The sequence below is a fragment of the Microbulbifer sp. ABF4_143 genome (genome assembly GCF_056160225.1).
In genome coordinates, this window is record NZ_JBSWWT010000004.1 from 132,531 (window position 1) to 153,706 (window position 21,176).

At 64.0% G+C, this 21,176-nt stretch carries 22 protein-coding genes; 1 reads left to right on the forward strand and 21 read right to left on the reverse strand.

What is annotated here, in order from left to right; translation table 11 throughout:
• The first annotated feature begins 79 nt into the window (after positions 1-79).
• A complete protein-coding gene (gene nagX, locus ACXAF3_RS04690) occupies positions 80-1,177 on the forward strand; it encodes a transmembrane glucosamine N-acetyltransferase NagX (RefSeq protein WP_475111130.1) in 1,098 nt (365 codons plus the stop codon).
• 94 nt (positions 1,178-1,271) lie between these two features.
• On the opposite strand, the gene ACXAF3_RS04695 is transcribed toward nagX, so the two are convergent.
• The 21 genes from ACXAF3_RS04695 to iscR form a co-directional block, all read right to left on the reverse strand.
• A complete protein-coding gene (locus ACXAF3_RS04695) occupies positions 1,272-2,087 on the reverse strand; it encodes an MBL fold metallo-hydrolase (protein ID WP_475111131.1) in 816 nt (271 codons plus the stop codon).
• Between the two features lie 117 nt (positions 2,088-2,204).
• Positions 2,205-2,684: a protein disulfide oxidoreductase gene (locus ACXAF3_RS04700; protein ID WP_475111132.1), complete on the reverse strand. Its 480-nt coding sequence runs from the start codon at positions 2,682-2,684 to the stop codon at positions 2,205-2,207.
• A gap of 17 nt (positions 2,685-2,701) precedes the next feature.
• A complete protein-coding gene (gene tsaA / locus ACXAF3_RS04705) occupies positions 2,702-3,397 on the reverse strand; it encodes a tRNA (N6-threonylcarbamoyladenosine(37)-N6)-methyltransferase TrmO (RefSeq protein WP_475111133.1) in 696 nt (231 codons plus the stop codon).
• A 12-nt stretch (positions 3,398-3,409) separates the two neighbouring features.
• Complete coding sequence (locus ACXAF3_RS04710; protein ID WP_475111134.1) at positions 3,410-4,873, reverse strand: NAD-dependent succinate-semialdehyde dehydrogenase; 1,464 nt, start codon at positions 4,871-4,873, stop codon at positions 3,410-3,412.
• 87 nt (positions 4,874-4,960) lie between these two features.
• Positions 4,961-6,355 (reverse strand): ribosome biogenesis GTPase Der, encoded by a 1,395-nt coding sequence (der, locus tag ACXAF3_RS04715; RefSeq protein WP_475111135.1) that lies wholly within the window; start codon positions 6,353-6,355, stop codon positions 4,961-4,963.
• Positions 6,356-6,590: 235 nt separating this feature from the next.
• On the reverse strand, positions 6,591-7,760 hold the full coding sequence (gene bamB, locus ACXAF3_RS04720) for an outer membrane protein assembly factor BamB (RefSeq protein WP_475111136.1): 1,170 nt from the start codon (positions 7,758-7,760) through the stop codon (positions 6,591-6,593).
• Positions 7,757-8,491, reverse strand: coding sequence for a YfgM family protein (locus ACXAF3_RS04725; RefSeq protein ID WP_475111137.1), 735 nt, complete (start codon positions 8,489-8,491; stop codon positions 7,757-7,759). Before ACXAF3_RS04725 ends, bamB begins: the two co-directional genes overlap by 4 nt.
• A gap of 130 nt (positions 8,492-8,621) precedes the next feature.
• Positions 8,622-9,884 (reverse strand): histidine--tRNA ligase, encoded by a 1,263-nt coding sequence (gene hisS, locus ACXAF3_RS04730; protein ID WP_475111138.1) that lies wholly within the window; start codon positions 9,882-9,884, stop codon positions 8,622-8,624.
• Between the two features lie 249 nt (positions 9,885-10,133).
• Positions 10,134-11,246 (reverse strand): flavodoxin-dependent (E)-4-hydroxy-3-methylbut-2-enyl-diphosphate synthase, encoded by a 1,113-nt coding sequence (ispG, locus tag ACXAF3_RS04735; RefSeq protein ID WP_475111139.1) that lies wholly within the window; start codon positions 11,244-11,246, stop codon positions 10,134-10,136.
• Positions 11,247-11,347: 101 nt separating this feature from the next.
• Positions 11,348-12,325, reverse strand: a complete 978-nt coding sequence (locus tag ACXAF3_RS04740) for a RodZ domain-containing protein (protein ID WP_475111140.1) — start codon at positions 12,323-12,325, stop codon at positions 11,348-11,350.
• The gene (gene pilW / locus ACXAF3_RS04745; RefSeq protein WP_475111141.1) at positions 12,315-13,094 is read right to left on the reverse strand and encodes a type IV pilus biogenesis/stability protein PilW; all 780 of its coding nucleotides are present in this window, start codon (positions 13,092-13,094) and stop codon (positions 12,315-12,317) included. The genes ACXAF3_RS04740 and pilW overlap by 11 nt, the downstream gene beginning before the upstream one ends.
• A 67-nt stretch (positions 13,095-13,161) precedes the next feature.
• Positions 13,162-14,307, reverse strand: coding sequence for a dual-specificity RNA methyltransferase RlmN (rlmN, locus tag ACXAF3_RS04750; protein ID WP_475111142.1), 1,146 nt, complete (start codon positions 14,305-14,307; stop codon positions 13,162-13,164).
• A gap of 216 nt (positions 14,308-14,523) precedes the next feature.
• The gene (ndk, locus tag ACXAF3_RS04755; RefSeq protein WP_475111143.1) at positions 14,524-14,952 is read right to left on the reverse strand and encodes a nucleoside-diphosphate kinase; all 429 of its coding nucleotides are present in this window, start codon (positions 14,950-14,952) and stop codon (positions 14,524-14,526) included.
• Positions 14,953-15,141: 189 nt separating this feature from the next.
• Entirely contained in the window at positions 15,142-15,336 is a 195-nt protein-coding gene (gene iscX, locus ACXAF3_RS04760; protein WP_475111144.1) for a Fe-S cluster assembly protein IscX, read from the reverse strand.
• A gap of 28 nt (positions 15,337-15,364) precedes the next feature.
• Positions 15,365-15,703 carry an ISC system 2Fe-2S type ferredoxin gene (gene fdx / locus ACXAF3_RS04765; RefSeq protein ID WP_475111145.1) on the reverse strand — a complete coding sequence of 113 codons (339 nt, stop codon included), beginning with the start codon at positions 15,701-15,703 and terminating at the stop codon, positions 15,365-15,367.
• Positions 15,704-15,803: 100 nt separating this feature from the next.
• Positions 15,804-17,678: a Fe-S protein assembly chaperone HscA gene (gene hscA / locus ACXAF3_RS04770; RefSeq protein WP_475111146.1), complete on the reverse strand. Its 1,875-nt coding sequence runs from the start codon at positions 17,676-17,678 to the stop codon at positions 15,804-15,806.
• 82 nt (positions 17,679-17,760) lie between these two features.
• Positions 17,761-18,276, reverse strand: a complete 516-nt coding sequence (hscB, locus tag ACXAF3_RS04775) for a Fe-S protein assembly co-chaperone HscB (protein WP_475111147.1) — start codon at positions 18,274-18,276, stop codon at positions 17,761-17,763.
• A 170-nt stretch (positions 18,277-18,446) separates the two neighbouring features.
• Complete coding sequence (gene iscA / locus ACXAF3_RS04780; protein WP_475111148.1) at positions 18,447-18,770, reverse strand: iron-sulfur cluster assembly protein IscA; 324 nt, start codon at positions 18,768-18,770, stop codon at positions 18,447-18,449.
• 25 nt (positions 18,771-18,795) lie between these two features.
• The gene (iscU, locus tag ACXAF3_RS04785) at positions 18,796-19,224 is read right to left on the reverse strand and encodes a Fe-S cluster assembly scaffold IscU (protein ID WP_475111149.1); all 429 of its coding nucleotides are present in this window, start codon (positions 19,222-19,224) and stop codon (positions 18,796-18,798) included.
• Between the two features lie 22 nt (positions 19,225-19,246).
• Positions 19,247-20,461, reverse strand: a complete 1,215-nt coding sequence (locus ACXAF3_RS04790; RefSeq protein WP_475111201.1) for an IscS subfamily cysteine desulfurase — start codon at positions 20,459-20,461, stop codon at positions 19,247-19,249.
• A gap of 54 nt (positions 20,462-20,515) precedes the next feature.
• Entirely contained in the window at positions 20,516-20,992 is a 477-nt protein-coding gene (gene iscR, locus ACXAF3_RS04795; protein ID WP_475111150.1) for a Fe-S cluster assembly transcriptional regulator IscR, read from the reverse strand.
• Positions 20,993-21,176 lie beyond the last annotated feature (184 nt).

The window sequence follows — 21,176 nt, forward strand, 5'->3', positions numbered from 1 at the left end:
TCTTGCCGAAAACCGCCGAACGCCAATCGCGGCCGCGGGCCGCTCCTACCAACAACAGAAAGAAATGCAAGAAGTACCCATGACCACAAAAAAACAACGCTTGGCCTCGGTGGACGCCCTGCGCGGCTTCGACATGTTCTGGATTATCGGCGGCGAGGCCCTGTTCCTGCCCCTGCTCGCCCTCACCGGCTGGTCTGTCTTCGCCTTCGGCCACGAACAGATGCAGCACAGCGACTGGCACGGCTTTACCTTCTACGACCTGATATTCCCGCTGTTTATCTTCCTGTCCGGCGTCACTCTCGGCATCGCCGACAAGTCCCTGCGCGGCCAGCCGATGGCAGAGCGCGCGCCCGTGTACCGCAAATCCGTCAAGCGCCTGCTGATACTGATTATTCTCGGTATCGTCTACAACCACGGCTGGGGCAGCGGCATCCCCGCGGACCTGGCGGAAATCCGCTACGCCAGCGTGCTCGCGCGCATCGGCTTCGCCTGGTTCTTGGCCGCGGTGATCGTCTGGCACTGCGCCCCGCGCAGCCAATACCTGATCGCCGCGGCGATACTGCTGGGCTACTGGCTGCTGCAGGTGCTCTTCGGCTCACTGACCCCGAGTGGTTCCGTCAACGCCTGGCTGGACCAGTGCTGCCTGCCGGGCATCACCTATCAGAATCGCCCCTACGATCCGGAGGGTCTGCTGTCCACGATACCCGCTGTCGCCAACGCGCTGATCGGTGTCTTCGCCGGGCGCCGGTTGCGCAGACACGCCGGCCACCACCCAAAAATCCTCCAGGGCCTGGCACTCGGCGGCCTCACCTGCCTGCTCGGCGGTTTCTTATGGCACTGGATCTACCCGGTCAACAAGGAACTCTGGACCGGCTCCTTCGTGCTGATCACCAGCGCTTGCAGCCTGTTGCTGCTGGCCCTCTTCTACCTGCTGGTGGATGTATGGCAGTGGCGGCTGTTCAACAGTTTCTTCGCGGTCATCGGCTGCAACGCGATTCTCGTGTACCTGGGCACCAGTCTGGTGAACTGGAAATACAGCAGCGAGAGTCTGTTCGGCGGCATCGCCGCGGCGCTGCCGGAAGCCGGCGGCGCACTGGTGATTGCCTGCGGTGTGCTTCTGTTGCAGTGGCTGGTGTTGCGCTGGCTGTACAAACGCGGAATCTTTATCAGCCCCTGAGTCCTCCCGTAGGAGCGGCCCATGGCCGCGATAGAACCCGAAAATTTCCACAGGTCGATCGCGGCCACGGGCCGCTCCCACAGCGCAGAGGAAACTACCGATAGCGGGTAACATCCACTTCGAGACAGGACGCAATCAGATTGCGCTTGCTGAAATTGTAGCGGCTGAAGACACTCATCATATTCTCCCTGCCCAGCAGGCGCAGGGTGATGGCCCGCAGCTCCAGTCCCTGCCGCTGCAGAGCCTGCGCGCGATCGGACAGCTCGAGCAGATAGTCGTACTTTTCCCGCAAGCGCTGTTTGCCGTTTTCCACCACGCCGCGGTGCGGACACAGGATCACATCGAAGTCGCAGCCGAGTACCTTGCGAATGCTGTCGAGCAGCGTCGGGATATGTTCGTCGCTGCGCAGCAGTTTCAGATAGTTGGCGATATACAGATCGGCGCTGAACAGCCAGCCCCGCTCCGGCAGCAGATAGCAGGTCATATCCTTGGCGTGGCCGGGGGTGAAAACCGGCTCCACCGCCTCACCGTCGATGCGGATTTCTTCCGGCAGCACCTCGGCATCGGCCTTGCCGGCACTGCCCCAGATCAGCTTCTGTAGCGGCGGAATACGAAAGCCGCGCCTGAGGATCTCGACCGTCTTTTCCGGCGCAAGCGGCCGGATGCCAGTCAGCGCTTGAATGGCGCCGGCATTGCCGCTGTGGTCCTCGTGATGGTGGGTCAAGAGCAGCTGGCTGAAAGGTTTGCTCTCGACAAAAGGCCTGACGTACTTCCACTGATTGCTGGGCCCGGTATCGACGATGGTATCGCCCAGCCGGTAGACAATAAACGAGGTGTTGATCCCGAGGTTGAAACGACCGACCCGCAGGGCATCCAGCTCTTTGTAGCGGAAGGAATCGAGCACAGACACGGCAAACCCTCAACATCGAGTGAAGGCTATTTGTACGGAATTGCGGGATCGGGGGAAATTGCAATTTCCACGAATATGCGTGACATATCTGCCCTGCTGCCCAGTCGAGCCACAAAACTAATCAGTCAACGCAAGCCTGAGCTGCAACCCCCACTTGGACGTGGTGCCGGATGTCACCCAGGCCACCCGGCCGTCGCTGCCGACGATCACGATCGACGGCGTGACCCGCACACCCCAGGAACGGCTCAGCGCACCGCCGGGGTCGTTGATGGTCGGGAACTCCAGCGCGTTATCGGCCATATACCGGGCCAATTCGTCGTCGCCGCCGGACTGCATCGCGACCGAGATGACCCGGTGATCTTGCGCCAGCTCGGCAACCGCCGGCGACACCAGGCGGCAGTAGCCGCACCAGGTGGCCCAGAAATAGATCAGCACCGGGCCCTCGGATAGATTCTGCCGCAGATCCAACAGTTCACCTTCCAGGGACAGGCCCGCGAGCGGCGGCGCCTGGTCCCTGGGCATGTCACGCTGCTGGTAGTAGGCAACGGCGCTGACCACCACTGTCGCCAGCAGGGCAAATTTGACAAAAGGAAGCAAACGCTTCCCGAAGATGCTCAACCGGTGCATTCGAGACCCACCACCTGGATACCGCCCTGCGGCGGGTAGCGCCAGCGCAGATTGAAACCGCACAACTGCATACCGTAGATACGTTCCGGGTCCGGCTTCTGGTAGGCGGGTTTCGGATCCTGGGCCAGCACCTGCTCTATCAGCAACGGCAGGTCCGTGCCCCAATCGTCGCGGTAGGCGGCGGCTTTTTCCAGGATATTATCGGGAATGGAAACCTCCAGCGCCGGCGGCGGCGCTTCGGCGAAGGCGCTGCGCGCGTGCGCCAGTGCGTCCGCATAGGGAATATAGGGTTTGATATCCAGCACCGGCGTGCCGTCCACCAGGTCGGCGCCGCCGACAATCAGTTCGACGCTCGGTCCGGTGCGCACTTCGAGCAGGCGCACCACCGACAGGCCTATATTGTTCGGGCGAAATGGTGAACGGGTAGCGAGGACGCCCAGTTTTTTGTTGCCGCCGAGGCGCGGCGGGCGCACCTTGGGAGACCACTGCCCGGCGGCCTGGTGGAACTGGAAGATCACCCAGATATGGGTGTTTTCCTCCAGGCCCGCTACCGCGTCGGCGGTATCCAGCGGCGGCAGCAGTTCAATCGCCGCGCGACTGGCGCCGGCCAGCAGCGGCTGGCGGGGAACGCCGAACTTCTCGCCAAAGCAGGAGCGTACACGCGCGATCGGTTCGACGTTCATTGACAGCCAGAATTATTTATCGATACCGCCGAGGCACAGGTATTTGATTTCCAGGTAGTCGTCGAGACCGTACTTGGAGCCCTCGCGCCCCTGGCCGGATTCCTTGACGCCGCCGAAAGGCGCCATCTCGTTGGAGACTATGCCCTCGTTGATGCCGACCATACCGTATTCCAGCTGCTCGGCGACGCGCCAGATGCGGCCGATATCGCGGGAGTAGAAGTAGGAGGCGAGGCCGAACTCGGTATCGTTGGCCATGCGGATCACCTCCTCCTCGGTGGAGAACTTGAACAGCGGCGCCACCGGGCCAAAGATTTCTTCCTTGAACAGGCGCATCTGGTCGTTGACCTGCGTCAGCACCGTGGGCGCGTAGAAGCATTCGCCCAGTGCGCTGGGACCGCCCTCGGCCAGGGCCACGGCGCCCTTCTGCAGCGCGTCGTCCACCAGTTCCTGCACGCCCTTGACCGCTTTGCTGGTAATCAGCGGGCCCACCTCGGTATCCGCGTCGAAGCCGTTGCCCATCTTCAGCCCGTTGACCGCGGCGGCGAACTTCTCGGCGAACTCGTCGTAGACGCCCTCCTGCACGAAGATGCGGTTGGCGCAGACACAGGTCTGACCGGCGTTGCGGTATTTACAGATGATGGCGCCCTTGACGGCCGCATCGATGTCGGCATCGTCGAAGACGATAAAGGGCGCATTGCCGCCGAGTTCCATCGAGGTCTTCTTGATGGTTCCGGCGCACTGGGCCTGCAACTGCTTGCCGACGGCGGTGGAGCCGGTAAAGGTGAACTTGCGCACCAGCGGGTTGGTCGTCATCTCCTCGCCGATCTCCCGCGCACTCCTGCCCGCGACCACGTTGAAGACACCGGCGGGGATACCGGCCTCCTCCGCCAGCGCCGCCAGCGCCAGCGCGGACAACGGCGTCTCAGAGGCCGGCTTGGCCACGAAGGGGCAGCCGGCGGCCAGGGCCGGAGCCATCTTGCGCGCGATCATCGCGCTGGGGAAATTCCACGGCGTGATAGAGCAGGTGACGCCGACGGACTGCTTGATGACGACAACGCGCTTGTCGTTGGACGGCGGCGCGATCACGTCGCCGTAGACCCGTTTGGCCTCCTCGGAGAACCACTCGACATAGTTGGCGCCGTAGAGAATTTCCGTGCGCGCCTCGGCCAGCGGCTTGCCCTGCTCGGCGGTGAGTATCTTCGCCAGGTCGTCGACGTTTTCCACGATCAGATCGAACCAGCCGCGCAGGATTTTTGCGCGCTCCTTGACGGTAGCGTCGCGCCAGGCGGGCCAGGCCCGATTGGCGGCCTCGATGGCGCGGCGGGTCTCTGCGGCGCCCAGATTCGCGATGCTGGCGACGACTTCACCGGTGGCGGGGTTGATAACTTCGAAGGTATCGCCGGTGTCGGCGTCTATCCACTTTCCGTCCACATAGGACTGGGTGCGCAGCAGCGAGGGGTTTTTCAGGTCCAGCATGGCGATCTCCTTGTTTGTTCGCCTGCAAGCAGGCTCCTACGGCGGGCCTGTGGCCCGCGTGCCGAGTTGTGGCTCGGCGTTCCCGGGTTATTTTTTCTTTTTGACGAATTTCATCAGGCGCCGCTTCTTGGCTTTCTGGCGGTCGGTCAGCTTGTTTTTCTTGCCCGCATAGGGGTTGGCACCGGTGCGGAATTCGATCTTGATCGGCGTGCCGTGCAGGTCCAGGGCCTTGCGGAATGTTTTCTCCAGGTAGCGCACATAGTGCGCCGGCACCTGCTCGGTCTGATTGCCGTGAATCACGATCACCGGCGGATTCTGGCCGCCGGCGTGGGCGTAGCGCAGCTTGATGCGGTGGCCGTGCACCAGCGGCGGCTGGTGTTCACTCACCGCCCACTGCAGTATGCGCGTCAGGTGATTGGTGGACAACTTGTCGGTAGCGCTCTGGTAGGCCGATTCGATGGATTCGTACAGGTGGCCGACGCCGGTGCCGTGCAGCGCGGAGATAAAATGGATATCGGCGAAGTCGACGAAGCGCAGGCGCCGCTCCAGTTCCGCCTTTACATAGTCGCGGTGATCCGCCTCCAGGCCGTCCCACTTGTTCAGCGCCACCACCAGCGCGCGGCCGGCCTGGATAACGCTGCCCATCAGGTGCATATCCTGGTCCACCAGGCCCTCGCGGGCGTCGATCACCAGCACCACCACGTTGGCGTCTTCCACCGCCTGCAGGGTCTTGACGATGGAGAACTTCTCCACCGACTCCTTGATGTTCTTGCGCCGGCGTATGCCCGCGGTGTCGATGATCGTGTAGGGCTTGTCGTCGCGCTGGTAATTGATATAGACGCTGTCGCGGGTGGTGCCGGGCTGATCGTAGACGACGACCCTGTCCTCGCCCAGCAGGCGGTTGACCAGCGTGGACTTGCCCACGTTGGGGCGCCCGACAATCGCAATCTTGATGCCGGTGGCCTCTTCCACCTGCTCCGGCTCGGCCTGCTCGGGCAGGTCCTCGACCACCCGCTGCATCAGGCTGCGCACGCCGCGGCCGTGGGTGGCCGTGGTCGGGAATATCTCGCCAATACCCAGTTCGTAGAAGGGCGCCAGGGCGATATCCGGGTTGACCCCGTCCACCTTGTTGGCCACCAGCAGCGTGGGCTTGGAGCGGGTGCGCAGCTGCTCGGCGATCATCTCGTCCGCCGCCGTCAGTCCCGCGCGGCAGTCGACCAGGAAGAGCACCACGTCCGCCTCTTCGATGGCCAGCATCGACTGCTGCGCCATGGCCGCGTCTATGCCCTCCTCGTCGCCGCTGATACCGCCGGTATCGACCAGGATCACCTTGCGCCCGTCGATCTCCGCCTCGCCGTACTTGCGGTCGCGGGTCAGGCCGGCGTAGTTGGCCACCAGGGCGTCGCGGCTCTTGGTGAGCCGGTTGAAGAGTGTGGATTTGCCCACGTTGGGGCGCCCGACCAGGGCGATTACTGGCAGCATATATATCTGGCTTAAGCCTATACAAAAAATACAAACGCCCGCGCTGGGCGGGCGATCTTCAATTCACCTGGCAGATTTTGCTCCTGCAAAATCTGCATTTCCGCCATCCATGGCTGTCACAGCAGGCTCCTACAGCGGGCCTGTGACCCGCGGGCGAACACAAGGTTCGCACCAGCCGCTCCAGGTATTCACGGCGCCTTCGGCCCTACAAAATTTTCCGCGATTTTCCGCGCGATTACTGACGGCGCTCCAGGCGCAGGGCCACCAGCTTGCCGTCGTCGGACAGGGCGAAGAGCAGGTCGCCGTCCACCAGCATCGGTATACGCACCGGATCGCCATCGATACGCTCGCGGCCGACAAAGTTGCCGCTGACGGGATCCAGCAGGTGCAGGTAGCCCTCGAAATCGCCGACCACCACTGTGCCGCCGAAGTAGGCGGGGCCGCTCAGTTCGCGGCGCAACAGCTGGTCATTGCTCCAGACGATCTGCCCGTTGCCCACATTGTAGGCGTAGACGGTACCTCCGGCATCGCTCAAGTATACATTGCCCGCACCCACGGCCACGCCGTGGTGGGTGGAGGCATCCCGCGCCCAAAGGCCGCGGCCGTCCTCGCGGGACAGGGCCACGACACGCCCCTGGTAACTGGCGGCGAAGACCAGGTCGCCGCGCACCACCGGTGCGCCGTCGATATCGACCACCCGCTCCAGTTCCGCGGAGCCCTGGGGAATGGCGACGCGCTGCTCCCAGCGCGGTACGCCGTCGCGCGCATCCAGCGCGATCAGTTTGCCGTTGTCGAGGCCGGCGATCACGGTAGCTCCGCTGATCACCGGCGACGCGGTGCCGCGCAGGGTCAGCACCGGCAGCACGGTGCTGTGACTCCAGCGCTCCTCGCCGCTGGCTGCGTCCAGCCCCACCAGCTTGCCGTCCACTGTCTGCAGCACTACCACGCCGGCGCCGACCGCCGGTGCCGATACGACTTCGCCGGACACCTGGTAGGTCCAGAGTTCGCTGCCGTCTGTCAGGTTCAGCGCCACCGCGCGGCCGCGGTAGTCGGTCACTACCGCGATACCGAGACCCACGCCGACGCCGCCGCTGATCTCGACGTCGAGGTCGGTCTTCCACTGCCGCTTACCGGTACTGCGATCGAAGGCGATCACGTCGCCGTCGCTGTTGGCCACCACCAGTTTGCCGTCGGCCAGGGCCGGCTGCAGCATCGCATAGCGCTTGGTGTCTATATCGCCGATATTGGCCGACCAGACCCTGTCCAGCGCTACGCTGGCGGTGATGTCCACCAGTTCTACCGGATCGGTATCTTCCTTCTTTTCGTCATTGGAGGCGCAGGCGGCGACGGTCACCGCCAGAGCCACCGCTGCAGCGCGCGCTGTCGCGCGGGTTAGGAACTTCATTGTTCGCCGCTCTCCTCAGTGTCCGCTTGCGCAGGCTGCGCATTCTCTTCGCGCTCGCCCTCTTCGGCTTCCGGCTCGGCGACCGCCAGGCCGTCCACCTTCAGGCGCAGCAGCTGGGCACTGCCGGACTGCTCAGGCAGCAGTTGCGCCAGCGCCTGCTGGTAGGCCGCGCGCGCCTCGGCCTCCTCGCCCTTCTGCAGCAGTATGTCGCCGCGGGTTTCGGCGAAGAGTGCGGCGAAGGACGCCGGCACGCTGCCCTCGACCAATTGCAGCGCCTCGTCCGGCTTGCCGCGCGCGGCCATCACGGCCGCCAAGCGGCGCTTGGCCAGCAGCTGCAGGCTGGTCTCACCGGTGTTGTCGAGCACCCACTGCAGTTCTTTTTCCGCCGTTTCCAGGTCGTTTTCCGCCGCGGCCAGCGCGGCCAGGCGCAGGGATGCCTGGCTGGCGTAGATACGCTTGGCGTATTCGTCCTTCAGCTGCTGGGCGATGGTCTTGGCGGTGGTCAGCTGTTTGTTGTCAGGCTGGCCGTCGTTGGCGGATACCGCTTCGACGAAGTTCTGGTACAGGTTGGAGGCGGCTTCGGCCTTGGCGCGCTCGGCGCCCTGCCACCACTGGAAGCCGAAGTAGCCGGCCAGCGCCAGCACCACGCCGGTGACTATGCCCCTGCCGTTTTCCGCCCACCAGCGCTTCAGCGTTTCTATTTGTTCTTGTTCGGTAATGTGGTCAGCCATTGAATGGTTCGCCTTTCCTGTAATTTCTTAGATTTTCCCTGTAGGAGCGGCCCATGGCCGATGGTGTGCTCCCTGCACAATCGGCCATGGGCCGCTCCTACATAGCTCTCTTTGCAGCCCTGCCCTTTCTTCAGCCCGCGAGCAGTGCCGGCAGTTCGGCCAGCGCGACTGTCTGCTGGGGCTTTTCCTCGCGCAGGAACTTGACCGCGACCTGCCCGGCGGCGGCCTCGTCCTCGCCGATAATCAGCGCGTAGTCGGCGCCGCTCTTGTCCGCCTTTTTCATCTGGCTCTTGAAGCTGCCGCCGCCCATATGGGTCTGCAGGCGCAGCCAGGGCAGCCGATCGCGCAGCTGTTCGGCCGCGGCCAAAGCCGCCGATTGTACATCACCCACGGCCACCAGATAGGCGTCCACCTGCTGGTCCAGTGCCTCGGGCAGCACCTCGAGGGTTTCCAGCATCAGCACCAGGCGCTCGACGCCGAGGCCGAAGCCGACCGCCGGAGTCGGCTTGCCGCCCATCTGCTCCACCAGGCCGTCGTAGCGGCCGCCCGCGCACACAGTGCCCTGGGCGCCGAGGCTGTCGGTGACCCACTCGAATACGGTCTTGCCGTAGTAGTCGAGGCCGCGCACCAGGCGCGGGTTGATCTCGTAGGCGACACCGGCGGCGTCGAGCAGCTGGCGCAGCTGACTGAAATGCGCCGCCGATTCCTCGTCGAGGAAATCCAGTAGACAGGGGGCATCGGCGAGCAGTTCCTGAGTCTGGGCGTTTTTGCTGTCGAGAATGCGCAGCGGGTTGCGCTCCAGGCGGCGCTGGCTGTCTTCGTCGAGCTGCTCGCGGCGCGCGCTCAGGTAGTCCACCAGTGCGTCGCGGTAGGCCTGGCGGCTGGCGGAATTACCCAGCGAGTTGAGCTGCAGCGTTACATGCGTATCGATACCCAGCTGGCGCCACAGGCGCGCGGTCATAATCAGGATTTCCGCATCGATATCCGGCCCCTCGATGCCGAACACCTCGACGCCGAACTGGTGGAACTGGCGCAGGCGGCCCTTCTGCGGGCGCTCGTAGCGGAACATGGGGCCGAAATACCACAGGCGCTGGGGCTGGTTCAGCAGGTTGTTCTGGATGGCCGCGCGCACCGTGCCGGCGGTGCCCTCCGGGCGCAGGGTGACGCTGTCGCCGCTCTTGTCGTCGAAGGTGTACATCTCCTTTTCGACGATATCGGTGGCCTCCCCGACCGCGCGACTGAACAGCTGGGTCGCCTCCAGGTAGGGGGTGCGGATCTCGCTGTAGCCGTAGCGGGCGAAGAGTTCGCTCAGGGTGGATTCCACATACTGCCAGACCGGAGACTGTTCCGGCAGCAGGTCGTTCATGCCGCGTATGGCGCGAAGCTGTTTCAACGGTGTTCCTTAATTACTCGTTATTCCGGTACCACTGGGACCCGTTAGCTGGCCCAGTGGCGGCGCTGCTGCCGGCGGCCTTTTGCCAGACACGCTGTGAATACGTCCCTGTACGCTCTCCACGGCCATCCATGGCCGCAGAAGGTCTGGCAAAAGGCCGCCGGCATCAGCGCCTTAGCATTTGATTTCTGTGTTCTTTCCCGAGTCCCGAGTCCCGAGTCCCGAGTCCCGAGTCCCGAGTCCCGTAAATTATGCCTTGGCGATAATGTCCGCCTCGCGCTCGGCCTTGGCCGCGGCCTTTTCGCGAATCAGTTTTTCCAGGTCGTCGACCAGATTTTCATTGGTGAACTTGCGGTCCGGCTTGCCGTCCACGTAGATGGCGTGGCTGGGCGTTCCGCCGGCGAGTCCGATATCCGCCTCCTTGGCTTCACCCGGGCCATTGACGATGCAGCCGATCACCGCCACATCCAGCGGTGTGGTGATGTCCTCGAGGCGCGTCTCCAGTTCGTTCATGGTTTTCACCACGTCGAAATTCTGGCGCGAGCAGCTGGGGCAGGCGATAAAGTTGATACCCTTGGTGCGCAGGCGCAGGCTCTTCAGCAGGTCCCAGCCCACCTTGACTTCTTCCACCGGGTCCGCCGCCAGGGATACGCGCAGCGTATCGCCGATGCCGTCCAGCAGCAGCGCGCCCAGGCCGATGGCGGACTTGACGGTGCCGGAACGCAGGCCGCCGGCTTCGGTAATACCCAGATGCAGCGGCTGTTCAATCAGCTTTGCCAGCTTGCGGTAGGCGGCAGTGGCCATGAAGATGTCCGAGGCCTTGACGCTCACCTTGAAGTTGTGGAAATCCAGGCTGTCGAGTATCTCCACGTGGCGCAGGGCGGACTCCACCAGCGCGTCCGGGGTCGGCTCGCCGTATTTTTTCTGCAGGTCTTTTTCCAGGGAACCGGCGTTGACGCCGATGCGGATCGGGATATTCAGGTCGCGGGCCTTGTCCACCACCGCGCGGATACGCTTCTCGCGGCCAATATTGCCGGGGTTGATACGCAGGCAGTCGACGCCCAGGTCGGCGACCCTGAGCGCAATCCGGTAGTCGAAGTGGATATCCGCCACCAGCGGCACACTGACCTGCTTCTTGATCTCGCCGAAGGCTTCGGCCGCATCCATGCTCGGCACCGATACGCGCACTATGTCCGCGCCGGCCTGCTGCAGACGCTGAATCTGGGCCACGGTGGCGGCCACGTCGCAGGTTTCGGTATTGGTCATGCTCTGCACCGAGATAGGCGCACCGCCGCCGACGGGCACATTGCCCACCATAATTCTCCGCGACACGCGGCGGACAATGGGTGACTCAAATTGCATAGGCTGACCTGGCAGTTTCGCAGACAGAAAAACGAGGGGGAGATTATAGGGAGTTTGGGCGCAAACCTACAGGGTTCGCGCCCTCCGGGCGGGAGAGATACCTATTCGCCGACCGTCAGGCGGCGGGTGCGGCGGTTGCCGATCGGGGCGCTGTCGATCAGCTCGCCCCGGTAGCGCACCTGGGTGCTGCGGGCATTACCGAGCATCAGCTGGAAGGGCGCCTGGCCACTCAGCGACACCTCGGAGCCGGCGGGCTGCAGCTTGGCCAGCAGCACTGCGCCGGTAGCGTCTTTGACCTCTACCCAGGACTCCTCGTCGAAGTTCAGCTGCAGGTCTTCCACACTGTCCGCGGCCTGAGCCGGCGCCGTTTCCGCTGCTGCCGGCGCCGGGGTTTCCGCAAGCGCCCCGACCGCTTCGCTCGGCGCCTGTCGATCGGCGACAAGCGGCTCCGCGGCGACCTCTTTCTGCACAGGAGCCCCGTCGCCGGTGGGCGCCTCTATATCGCCGCCGAAGGATACTTCGCCCACGGGCTGCTCCGGCTCCATCTCCGCCGCCAGCGATGGCGGCTCGGGCTCGCCCGGCTCGCTGCCGAGCGCCGGCAGCTGCGCGCTGTCGGCGGCGGGCGCCTGTGCGACCGGCGCCGCCTCGCGACCGTTGAGCCACCAGAAGGCGGCGCCGGCGATCAGCAGCGGCAGCAGGAGCAGACCGCCGTAACTGCGCCTGCGCGCCTGCAGCGGGACGCCGCGGCTGACATGGGAGACTATTTCACGGCTGGTATCTTCGGCGCTGCAGTAGCCGGAAAAGGCCTGCAGCACCGGCTCCGCGTCGATACCCAGTTCCTTGCAGGCATTGCGGATATAGCCGCGCACATAGATGGGGCCCGGCAGGCGGTCGTATTGGTCGCGTTCCAGCAGCTCGAGCTTGTTGCCGATCATACACAGGCGGCGGGACAGCTCCTCCCGGCTCAGTCCGGCCTCCTCCCGCGCGCGCCGCAGCTGGCTGCCGGGAGAGTTGTCCAGTGTCTGCGCATCGCCCTGCAGCGAGCGCTCTTGTGCGGTTTCGGAAACGTTATCCGTCATTGGCCATCATCTGTTGGTACTTCAGCGTCTCCGCCGAATAGGGGTAAAGGTTTTTCAGCGCCAGGGCGTAACTGCGTTCCTTGTCCCGATTGCCAAAGATTTTCTCGATACGGATACCCAGCCACAGGGACTGGGGTATCTGCCGGTTCTTCGCACTGAATCTATCCAGATAGTGCTTCGCCTGCGCATAGTCGCCGGCCTCGAACTTGAGTTCCGCCAGCTCCAGCAGGGCCTGCGGCAGGTCGGGGCTCAGCGCCAGGGCGCGGGTATAGGCATTCTCCGCCTCCTCCAGCAGCCCCAGCTTCACCGCCGTGCGGCCGTAGTTGGCCAGGGCGTAGGAGCGGCGCACATAGGTGAGATCCGCGGCGGCCAGTTTGAACTGCTCCAGCGCCTCCTCGTAGCGCTCCTGCTGGTAGAGGAAGACACCGTAGTTGGTGCGCGCCATGGAGAAGTCGTCGCTGTAGCGCAGCGCCTTCTTGAAGTGGGATTCGGCCACGCTCAGCTCGCCGTCCGCCTGGTACAGCAGGGCCAGACCGTGGTGCGCGAGCGGGTTTTTCTTGCCCAGTTCCAGGGCCTTGTTGAAGTGGTGGCGCGCCGCCTCGCGGTTGTTGCCGTCCTGCAGGTAGCGCAGCCCCAGCTGCACGTGGGTCTGTAGCGCCTTCTCCAGATTGACTTCCTGGCGCGGCGCGCCGCCGGTGGTCACACAGCCACCCAGCCAGATACTGAGGATCAGCCCCACCAGCGGCAGGGTCAGGGATTTCGCAAGCACAACTTCACCTGTGTCATTTTTATAGTGCGTCCAACCCGGCAACCGGCGGAGTTATGCGGCGCGGCGCTCAGCCGACGATGCGGACCGGGCTCTCGATATCGCCACGGCGTTCCGCGTTGCGGTAGCGTTCGGAGCGGCGCGTGCGGTCGTTGACGCTGCCGGCCAACTGGCCGCAGGCCGCGGCGATATCGTCGCCACGGGTGGTTCGCACGGTTACCGTATAGCCTTTGTCCAACAAAATCTGCTGAAAGCGTCGCAAAGCGTTGTTGCTCACGCGCTGGTAGTCGGACAGCTCGAACGGATTGAAGGGTATCAGATTTATCTTTACCGGCACATCGCGCAGCAGTTCGGCCAGCTGCTCGGCGTGCTCCGGGCGGTCGTTGACCTCCCGGATCATGGTGTATTCGATGGTGATCTTGCGGTGGCTGTCCGGCATGCGCTCGATATAGCGCTTGGCGGAGTCCAGCAGCATCGCGATCGGGTACTTCTTGTTGATCGGCACCAACTGGTTGCGCAGCTCGTCATTGGGGGCGTGCAGCGATATAGCCAGGCTGACATCGGTCACGTCCGCGAGGCGGTCCAGGGCCGGCACCACACCGGAGGTGGACAGGGTAACCCGGCGTTTGGAGATGCCGTAGGCATTGTCCTCCATCATCAGGTTCATCGCGTCGACGACATTGTCGAAGTTGAGCAGCGGCTCGCCCATGCCCATCATCACCACGTTGGTCACCTTGCGCGGCCCTTTCGGCTGCAGTTGGCCGAAGGATTTGCAGGCGATCCACACCTGGCCGATGATCTCGGCCGCGGTCAGGTCGCGGTTGAAGCCCTGTTTGCCGGTGGCGCAGAAGCTGCAGTCCAGCGAGCAGCCCACCTGGGAGGAGACACAGAGGGTGCCGCGGTCGCCGTCGGGGATATAGACGGTCTCGATGGCGCTGCCGCCCTCGACCTGGATCAGCCACTTGCGCGTGCCGTCGGCGGAGTCCCACTGGCCCAGCACTTCCGGCGCGCGTATCTCGGCCACCTGGGCCAGCTTCTCGCGCAGCGCCTTGCTGACGTTGGTCATCTGCGCAAAGTCGTCGACCCCGTTCTGGTGAATCCATTTCAGCACCTGTACGGCGCGGAAGCGCTTCTCGCCCAGCGACTCGAAGAACGCGGCCAGCTTGTCCAGGGACAGGCCGAGCAGGTTCGTTTTGGCGGTTTCTGTGGTGCTCATGGATTCAAAGCCCTCTAACAGAGCAAATCAGGCGGATGCGAAGGTTCTGCTGCCGGTATTGGCTTGCGGGACTGTCTGCGAGAGGGACCTCGCAGACAAGCCTACAGGGGCCGAAGGCGCCGCGAAGACGTGGAGCGGCCGGACCGTATTCACGGCGTGTCCCGCAAGCAGAACCGCCTCGAAACGGGGATAGAAGCCCCGCTCCGAGGTAAGAAATCAACCGCGCGGGCAGATTTCGTCGTCGGCGAAGAAGTAGCTGATTTCACGCGCGGCGGATTCCGGGGAGTCGGAGCCATGTACCGCGTTGGCGTCGATGCTCTGGGCGAAGTCGGCGCGGATGGTGCCCGGCGCGGCTTCCTGCGGGTTGGTGGCGCCCATCAGGTCGCGGTTGGCGACGATCGCGTTCTCGCCTTCCAGAACCTGAACCACTACCGGGCCGGAAGTCATGAAATCAACCAGATCCTTAAAGAAGGGGCGCTCCTTGTGCTCAGCGTAGAAACCCTCGGCCTTCTCGCGGGACAGCTGCAGCATTTTCATGGCGACGATACGCAGGCCGGCCTTTTCGAAGCGGCTTTCAATTTCGCCGATCACATTCTTGGCTACCGCGTCCGGCTTGATGATGGAAAGGGTGCGTTCCAGGGCCATGCTTTTCTCCAGTTCAGTGTTTGTCGTTACATACAAGAAGAGCAACCTAAACAGTTGCTCTTCCTTGGATATTCCTCTGTACCCGCTGTCGGAGTACTCATTTTTTGACCACCGCGATTCGCGGCGGGCGGATTATACGGGGTATTGGTCGACTTTTGTACTCCATTGATCGCCGGCGTCGAGGCTCCCCTACTCCAGCTCTTCGATCCAGGCCGCCTGTATCGCCTCGAGTATCTTCTCGCCGCAGCGATCGGGATCGTCGTCGAAACCGGGCAATTCCAGAACCCAGTTGCGCAGATCGACGAAATTGACCGTCAATGGGTCCACATCCGGATGGGCTTCCGCCAGCTCTATCGCGATATCGTGAATATCCGTCCACAGCATAGAAATGACTCCTCGGTTCCCTTGCCGCTCAGTGCTTTTCCGACACCTGGTTGATGGTGTATTTGGGGATTTCGACCACCAGGTCCTCGTCGTCCACTATGGCCTGGCAGGACAGGCGCGAGTCGGGCTCCAGGCCCCAGGCCTTGTCCAGCAGATCCTCTTCCAGCTCGTCCGGCTCCTCGAGGGAGTCGAAACCCTCGCGCACTATCACGTGGCAGGTGGTGCAGGCACAGGACTTCTCGCAGGCGTGCTCTATCTCGATGCCGTTGGCCAGGGCCGCGTCGCAGATGCTGACACCCGGCTCAACTTCCACCACCTTGCCCTCGGGGCAGATCTCGGCGTGCGGTAAAAATACGATCTTTGGCATGGGTCTGTGGCTCTCTAATGGTCTCAATCCGCCGGGCTTCGCCCGCCGGGTCGGGCAAACACAAGGCTCGCCTCAACAGGCGGAGATCGTCGGCGATCTCCTATTTATCAAATTCGTCCAGCGTATGGCCCTGCATCGCGCGCTTGATGGAGGCGTCCATACGCCGCGCGGCGAAGGGCTCGGTCAACTGGTTCAGCGCCTCGATCCGCCTGCGGATTTCCTCCACGTCGCCGCCGTTGTGCGCCAGTCTCAGCGCCTCCATGGCGCGCTCTATCTCGTTCAGCTCGCGCTCGTCGAGCAGCTCGGCGCCGTTTTCCCGCAGCGCCGCGAGCAGGCTCTCGAGCACCCGCTCCGCCTCCACCTGGGCCTCGCGCAGCGCGCGCGCGGCAATATCCTCCTCCGCGTGGGCGTAGGATTCCCGCAGCATCCGCGCTATATCCCCGTCCTCGAGGCCGTAGGACGGCTTGACGGTGATATCGGCGCTGACGCCGCTGCTCTTCTCCATCGCAGTCACCGACAACAGGCCGTCGGCGTCCACCTGGAAGGTCACGCGGATATGCGCGGCGCCGGCCACCATCGGCGGTATGCCGCGCAGCTCGAAGCGCGCCAGGGAGCGGCAGTCCTTGACCAGTTCGCGCTCCCCCTGCACCACATGGATCGCCATCGCTGTCTGGCCGTCCTTGAAGGTGGTGAATTCCTGCGCCTTGGCCACCGGGATGGTGGTGTTGCGGGGAATCAGCTTCTCAGTCAGCCCGCCCATGGTCTCGATACCGAGCGACAGGGGGATCACATCCAGCAACAGCAGGTCGTCGCTGGACTTGTTGCCGACCAGCACATCCGCCTGCAGCGCCGCGCCTATGGCGACCACCTGGTCCGGATCGATATCGGCGTGGGGGGGGCGGCGGAAGTAGTCCTCGACCCGCTCGCGTACGCGCAGGGTGCGGGTGGAGCCGCCCACCAGCACCACCTCCTGTACCTCTTCCACCGCGAGGCCGGCGTCGCGCAGCGCGCGCCTGCAGGCGCGCAGCGTCTTGTCGATCAGCGGATCCAGCAGCGCGGCCATGGCCGCGCGATCCAGGCTACCGCGCCAGTCTCCGTGGCTCAGTTCCACCTGTTCGCGCTGCGCCAGGGCCTCCTTGGCTGCGCAGGCGCTGTCCAGCAGCGCGCGCTGGGTGGCCGCGTCCAGGTCTGTGCCCAGCCCTGCCTGTTCGGCGATCCAGGAGGCGATGGCGCGGTCGAAGTCGTCCCCCCCGAGGGCGGTGTCCCCGCCGGTGGACAGCACCTCGAACACACCGCGGGACAGGCGCAGTATCGAAATATCGAAGGTGCCGCCGCCCAGGTCGTAGACGGCGATTATTTTGTCTCCGCCCTCTGAGTCCCCGCCCTTGTCGAGGCCGTAGGCCACCGCCGCCGCGGTGGGCTCGTTCAGCAGGCGCAACACCTTGAGGCCGGCCAGCTGCGCCGCATCCTTGGTGGCCTGGCGCTGGGCGTCGTCGAAATAGGCGGGCACTGTGATCACGGCGCCGTCCAGCTCGCCGCCGAGCGCCTCGCGGCCGCGGCGCGCCAGCTCCTTCAGTATCTCCGCGGACACCTGTACCGGGTTTACCGGACCGGCCGCGGTCTCTATCGCCGGCATGCCTCCGTCACCCGGGGCGAACCGGTACGGCAGTTGATCTCCAAAGCTCTTCACATCGGCGATACCGCGGCCCATCAGCCGCTTGACGGACAGCAGCGTGTTGTAGGGGTCGCCGCCTGCGCGCGCGCGCGCCGCGGCGCCCACGGTAACGCCGTTTTCGCCGTAGTGCACCGCCGAGGGCAGTATCACGCTGCCGTCCTCGCCGGCTATGGCCTCGGCGGAGCCGCTGCGCACCGTCGCGACTAAAGAGTTGGTGGTGCCCAGGTCGATACCCACCGCGCGCTTGCGCTGATGCGGCTCGGGCGTCTGGCCGGGTTCGGAAATCTGCAGTAATGCCATCTTCAGTCCAGTAAATCTTGCCGAGTCTCTAAAAATCTACTGCGCGCGCCGGACGCCGCCAGCCACCCGCTCACCACGATTTTCAGAGACCCTCATCTTCCAGTTCTTCCACCTGCCGCTGCAACTTGGTCAGAAACTGCAGCTTCAGCAGGGAGTCTTTGCCCGCGTCCAGATCGCCCGCGGCGAACACCTCGGCGAAATGTCTCTGCTCGCGGGCAAAGAGATCCCGCACCTCGTCGCCCAGCTGGTCCAGCGCAGCAGCCGGATCCGCCTCGCCGCGCACTTCCTCCAGCCGCTCGCGCAGCAGCATCTGCTGCATCAGGAACTCGGCGTCGGACGTGGTCTGCTCGGGGCTCACCTCGACGCCGGCGAGATTGAGCAGATAGGCGGCGCGCTGCACCGGATCGCGCAATGTCGTATACGCCTCATTGATCCGCGCCGCGTACTGCATCGCCAGCAGCTGCTCGCGCTCGGACCTGGATGCGTACTTGTCCGGGTGGAATTCCCGCTGCAGCTCGCGATAGCGCGTGGCCAGGGCCGCGCGGTCGATTTCAAACGCGGGGCTGAGGCCGAATATTTCGAAATAGGTCTGCGTCATTACCCTCTCGACTTTGATGATGTGGGGGCGAACCCAGTGTTCGCCCGGGCGGACCTATGGCCCGCAAGCGGAGCTGGAGCCCTCTGCCCTCTGAGGAACAGCTCCGCGCTCCCGGGTATTAAAAAGGCCGGCGTGCGCGACGCACCCGGCCTCTCCGCGGCGAGCGGCGGTCAGACGTGGAAGCTCTCGCCGCAGCCGCACTCGTTCTTCACATTCGGATTGGAGAAGGCGAAGCCCTCGTTCAGCCCCTCCTTGACGAAATCCAGCTCGGTGCCGTCCAGGTAGACGAGACTCTTGGGGTCCACCACCAGCTGCACACCCTCCTGCTCGAAGACCACATCCTCGGCTTGCGCCTCGTCGACGAACTCGAGCACATAGGACAGGCCGGAACAGCCGGCGGTCTTGACGCCGACGCGGATGCCGATACCCTTGCCGCGCTTGGCGAGCTGGCGCTGGATATGCGCCCGCGCCGCCTCTGTCATGGTAATAGCCAAAACAATACCCCTACTGCCAGTGGGTTTAACCGGCCGCCTTTTCCTCGGCGCCCTGATCCGCGGCACCGGCGAGCTGGCCGCGCTTCTCGCGGATATTGCGCACCGCCGCCTTGATCGCGTCTTCCGCCAGCACCGAGCAGTGGATCTTCACCGGCGGCAACGCCAGCTCTTCGGCGATGGCGGTATTCTTGATCTGCTCCGCCTCGTCGATGGTCTTGCCCTTGACCCACTCGGTCAGCAATGAGCTGGAGGCGATGGCGGAACCGCAGCCGTAGGTCTTGAACTTGGCGTCCTCGATGACGCCCTCGTCGTTCACCTGGATCTGCAGGCGCATTACGTCGCCGCAGGCGGGCGCGCCGACCATGCCGGTACCGACATTGTCCGCCTTGTCGTCCAGACGGCCGACGTTGCGGGGGTGTTCGTAGTGGTCGATTACTTTATCGCTATAGGCCATTGTTACCGTCTCCTAAACCTTTTTAGTGCGCCGCCCATTCAATGGTATTGAGGTCGATACCGTCTTTGTACATATCCCACAGGGGGGACAGCTCGCGCAGTTTTTCCACCGCCTTGCGCACTTCCGCGGCCGCCGTGTCCACGTCCTGCTCGGTGGTGAAGCGGCCGAAGCTGAAGCGCAGGGAGCTGTGGGCCAGTTCGTCGTTCACACCTAGCGCGCGCAGTACATAGCTGGGCTCCAGGCTCGCGGAGGTGCAGGCGGAGCCGGAAGAGATCGCCAGGTCCTTCAGCGACATGATCAGACTCTCGCCCTCGACGAAGGCGAAGCTGACGTTCAGGTTGCCGGCCACCCGCTGCTCGACAGAGCCGTTGATGTGCACCTCTTCCATATCCTTGATCTGGTCCCAGAAGCGGTTGCGCAGGGCCAGCAGGCGCTCGGATTCAGCGGCCATCTCCTCCTTGGCGATGCGGAAGGCCTCGCCCATGCCGACGATCTGGTGGGTCGGCAGGGTGCCGGAGCGCATACCGCGCTCGTGGCCGCCGCCGTGCATCTGCGCCTCGATGCGCACGCGCGGCTTGCGGCGCACATAGAGAGCGCCGATGCCCTTGGGTCCGTACACCTTGTGCGCCGAGAAGGACATCAGGTCCACTTTCAGCTCTGCCAGGTCGATCGGCAGCTTGCCGGCACTCTGGGCCGCATCCACGTGGAAGATGATCTTGCGGGCGCGGCACAGTTCGCCGATGGCGGCGATATCGTTGACCACGCCAATCTCGTTATTGACGTGCATCAGGCTCACCAGAATGGTGTCCTCGCGCAGCGCCTCCTCGACCTGCTCCGGATAGACGATACCGTCCGCACGCGGGTTCAGGTAGGTCACCTCGAAGCCCTCGCGCTCCAGCTGGCGGCAGGTGTCCAGCACCGCCTTGTGCTCAATCTTGGAGGTAATGATATGTTTGCCCTTGCCCTGGTAGAAGTGGGCCGCGCCCTTGATCGCCAGGTTGTCGGACTCGGTGGCGCCGCTGGTCCAGACGATCTCGCGCGGATCGGCGTTGACCAGCTCGGCCACATGGCGACGCGCCTCTTCCACCGCCTCTTCCGCCTTCCAGCCGTACAGGTGCGAACGCGACGCGGGGTTGCCGAAGTTGCCCTCCATCGTCAGGTGCTCCGCCATTTTGGCGGCGACGCGCGGGTCCACCGGGCAGGTGGCCGAGTAATCCAGATAGATGGGAAGCTTCATAGTCATACCGTTTCCGCTCGTAAAATCTCAACAAGTCTGCGCTGCAGGCAGCGCTTACAGGCCGCCGATTACGGCGACCCGCTCTTCCGGCGCCTCGCGCATATCCTGGCGGCGCGCCACTTCCTGCACTTCCGCCCGCGCCACTAGGTTGGCGAGGCTGATGCCGTTCAGGAAGTTGTGAATCTGTTCGCTCAGGTCGGTCCACAGGTAGTGGGTCAGGCACTGCTCACCGCCGGCGCAGTCCGCGTTGCCGCCGCAACTGGTGGCATCGACGGACTCGTTCACCGCGTCGACGATCTGCGCCACGAAGATGTCGTCGCCGGAGCGCGCCAGGCGGTAACCGCCGCCGGGGCCGCGCACACTGGAAACCAGGCCGGACTGGCGCAGCCGGGAGAACAGCTGCTCCAGATAGGAGAGGGAGATACCCTGGCGCTTGGATATATCCGCAAGACTGATCGGACCGCAGTCGGCGTGCAGCGCCAAATCCAGCATAGCCGTGACCGCGTAGCGGCCTTTGGTAGTCAAACGCATATCAGCTCCCGACTGACACCTTTTCCCGATCGGGCGCGAGTATGGAATAACCCAGCAGTCCAGTCAAGTATATAACCCAGCAGCACAGTCGGGAATCGATGAGGGATAAATGCCGAATAATGTCGAACAGGCGTTAGAAGGCAGTGCCGCCGCGCGGCCGCAAGCCCCGCCAATCGCAACACAC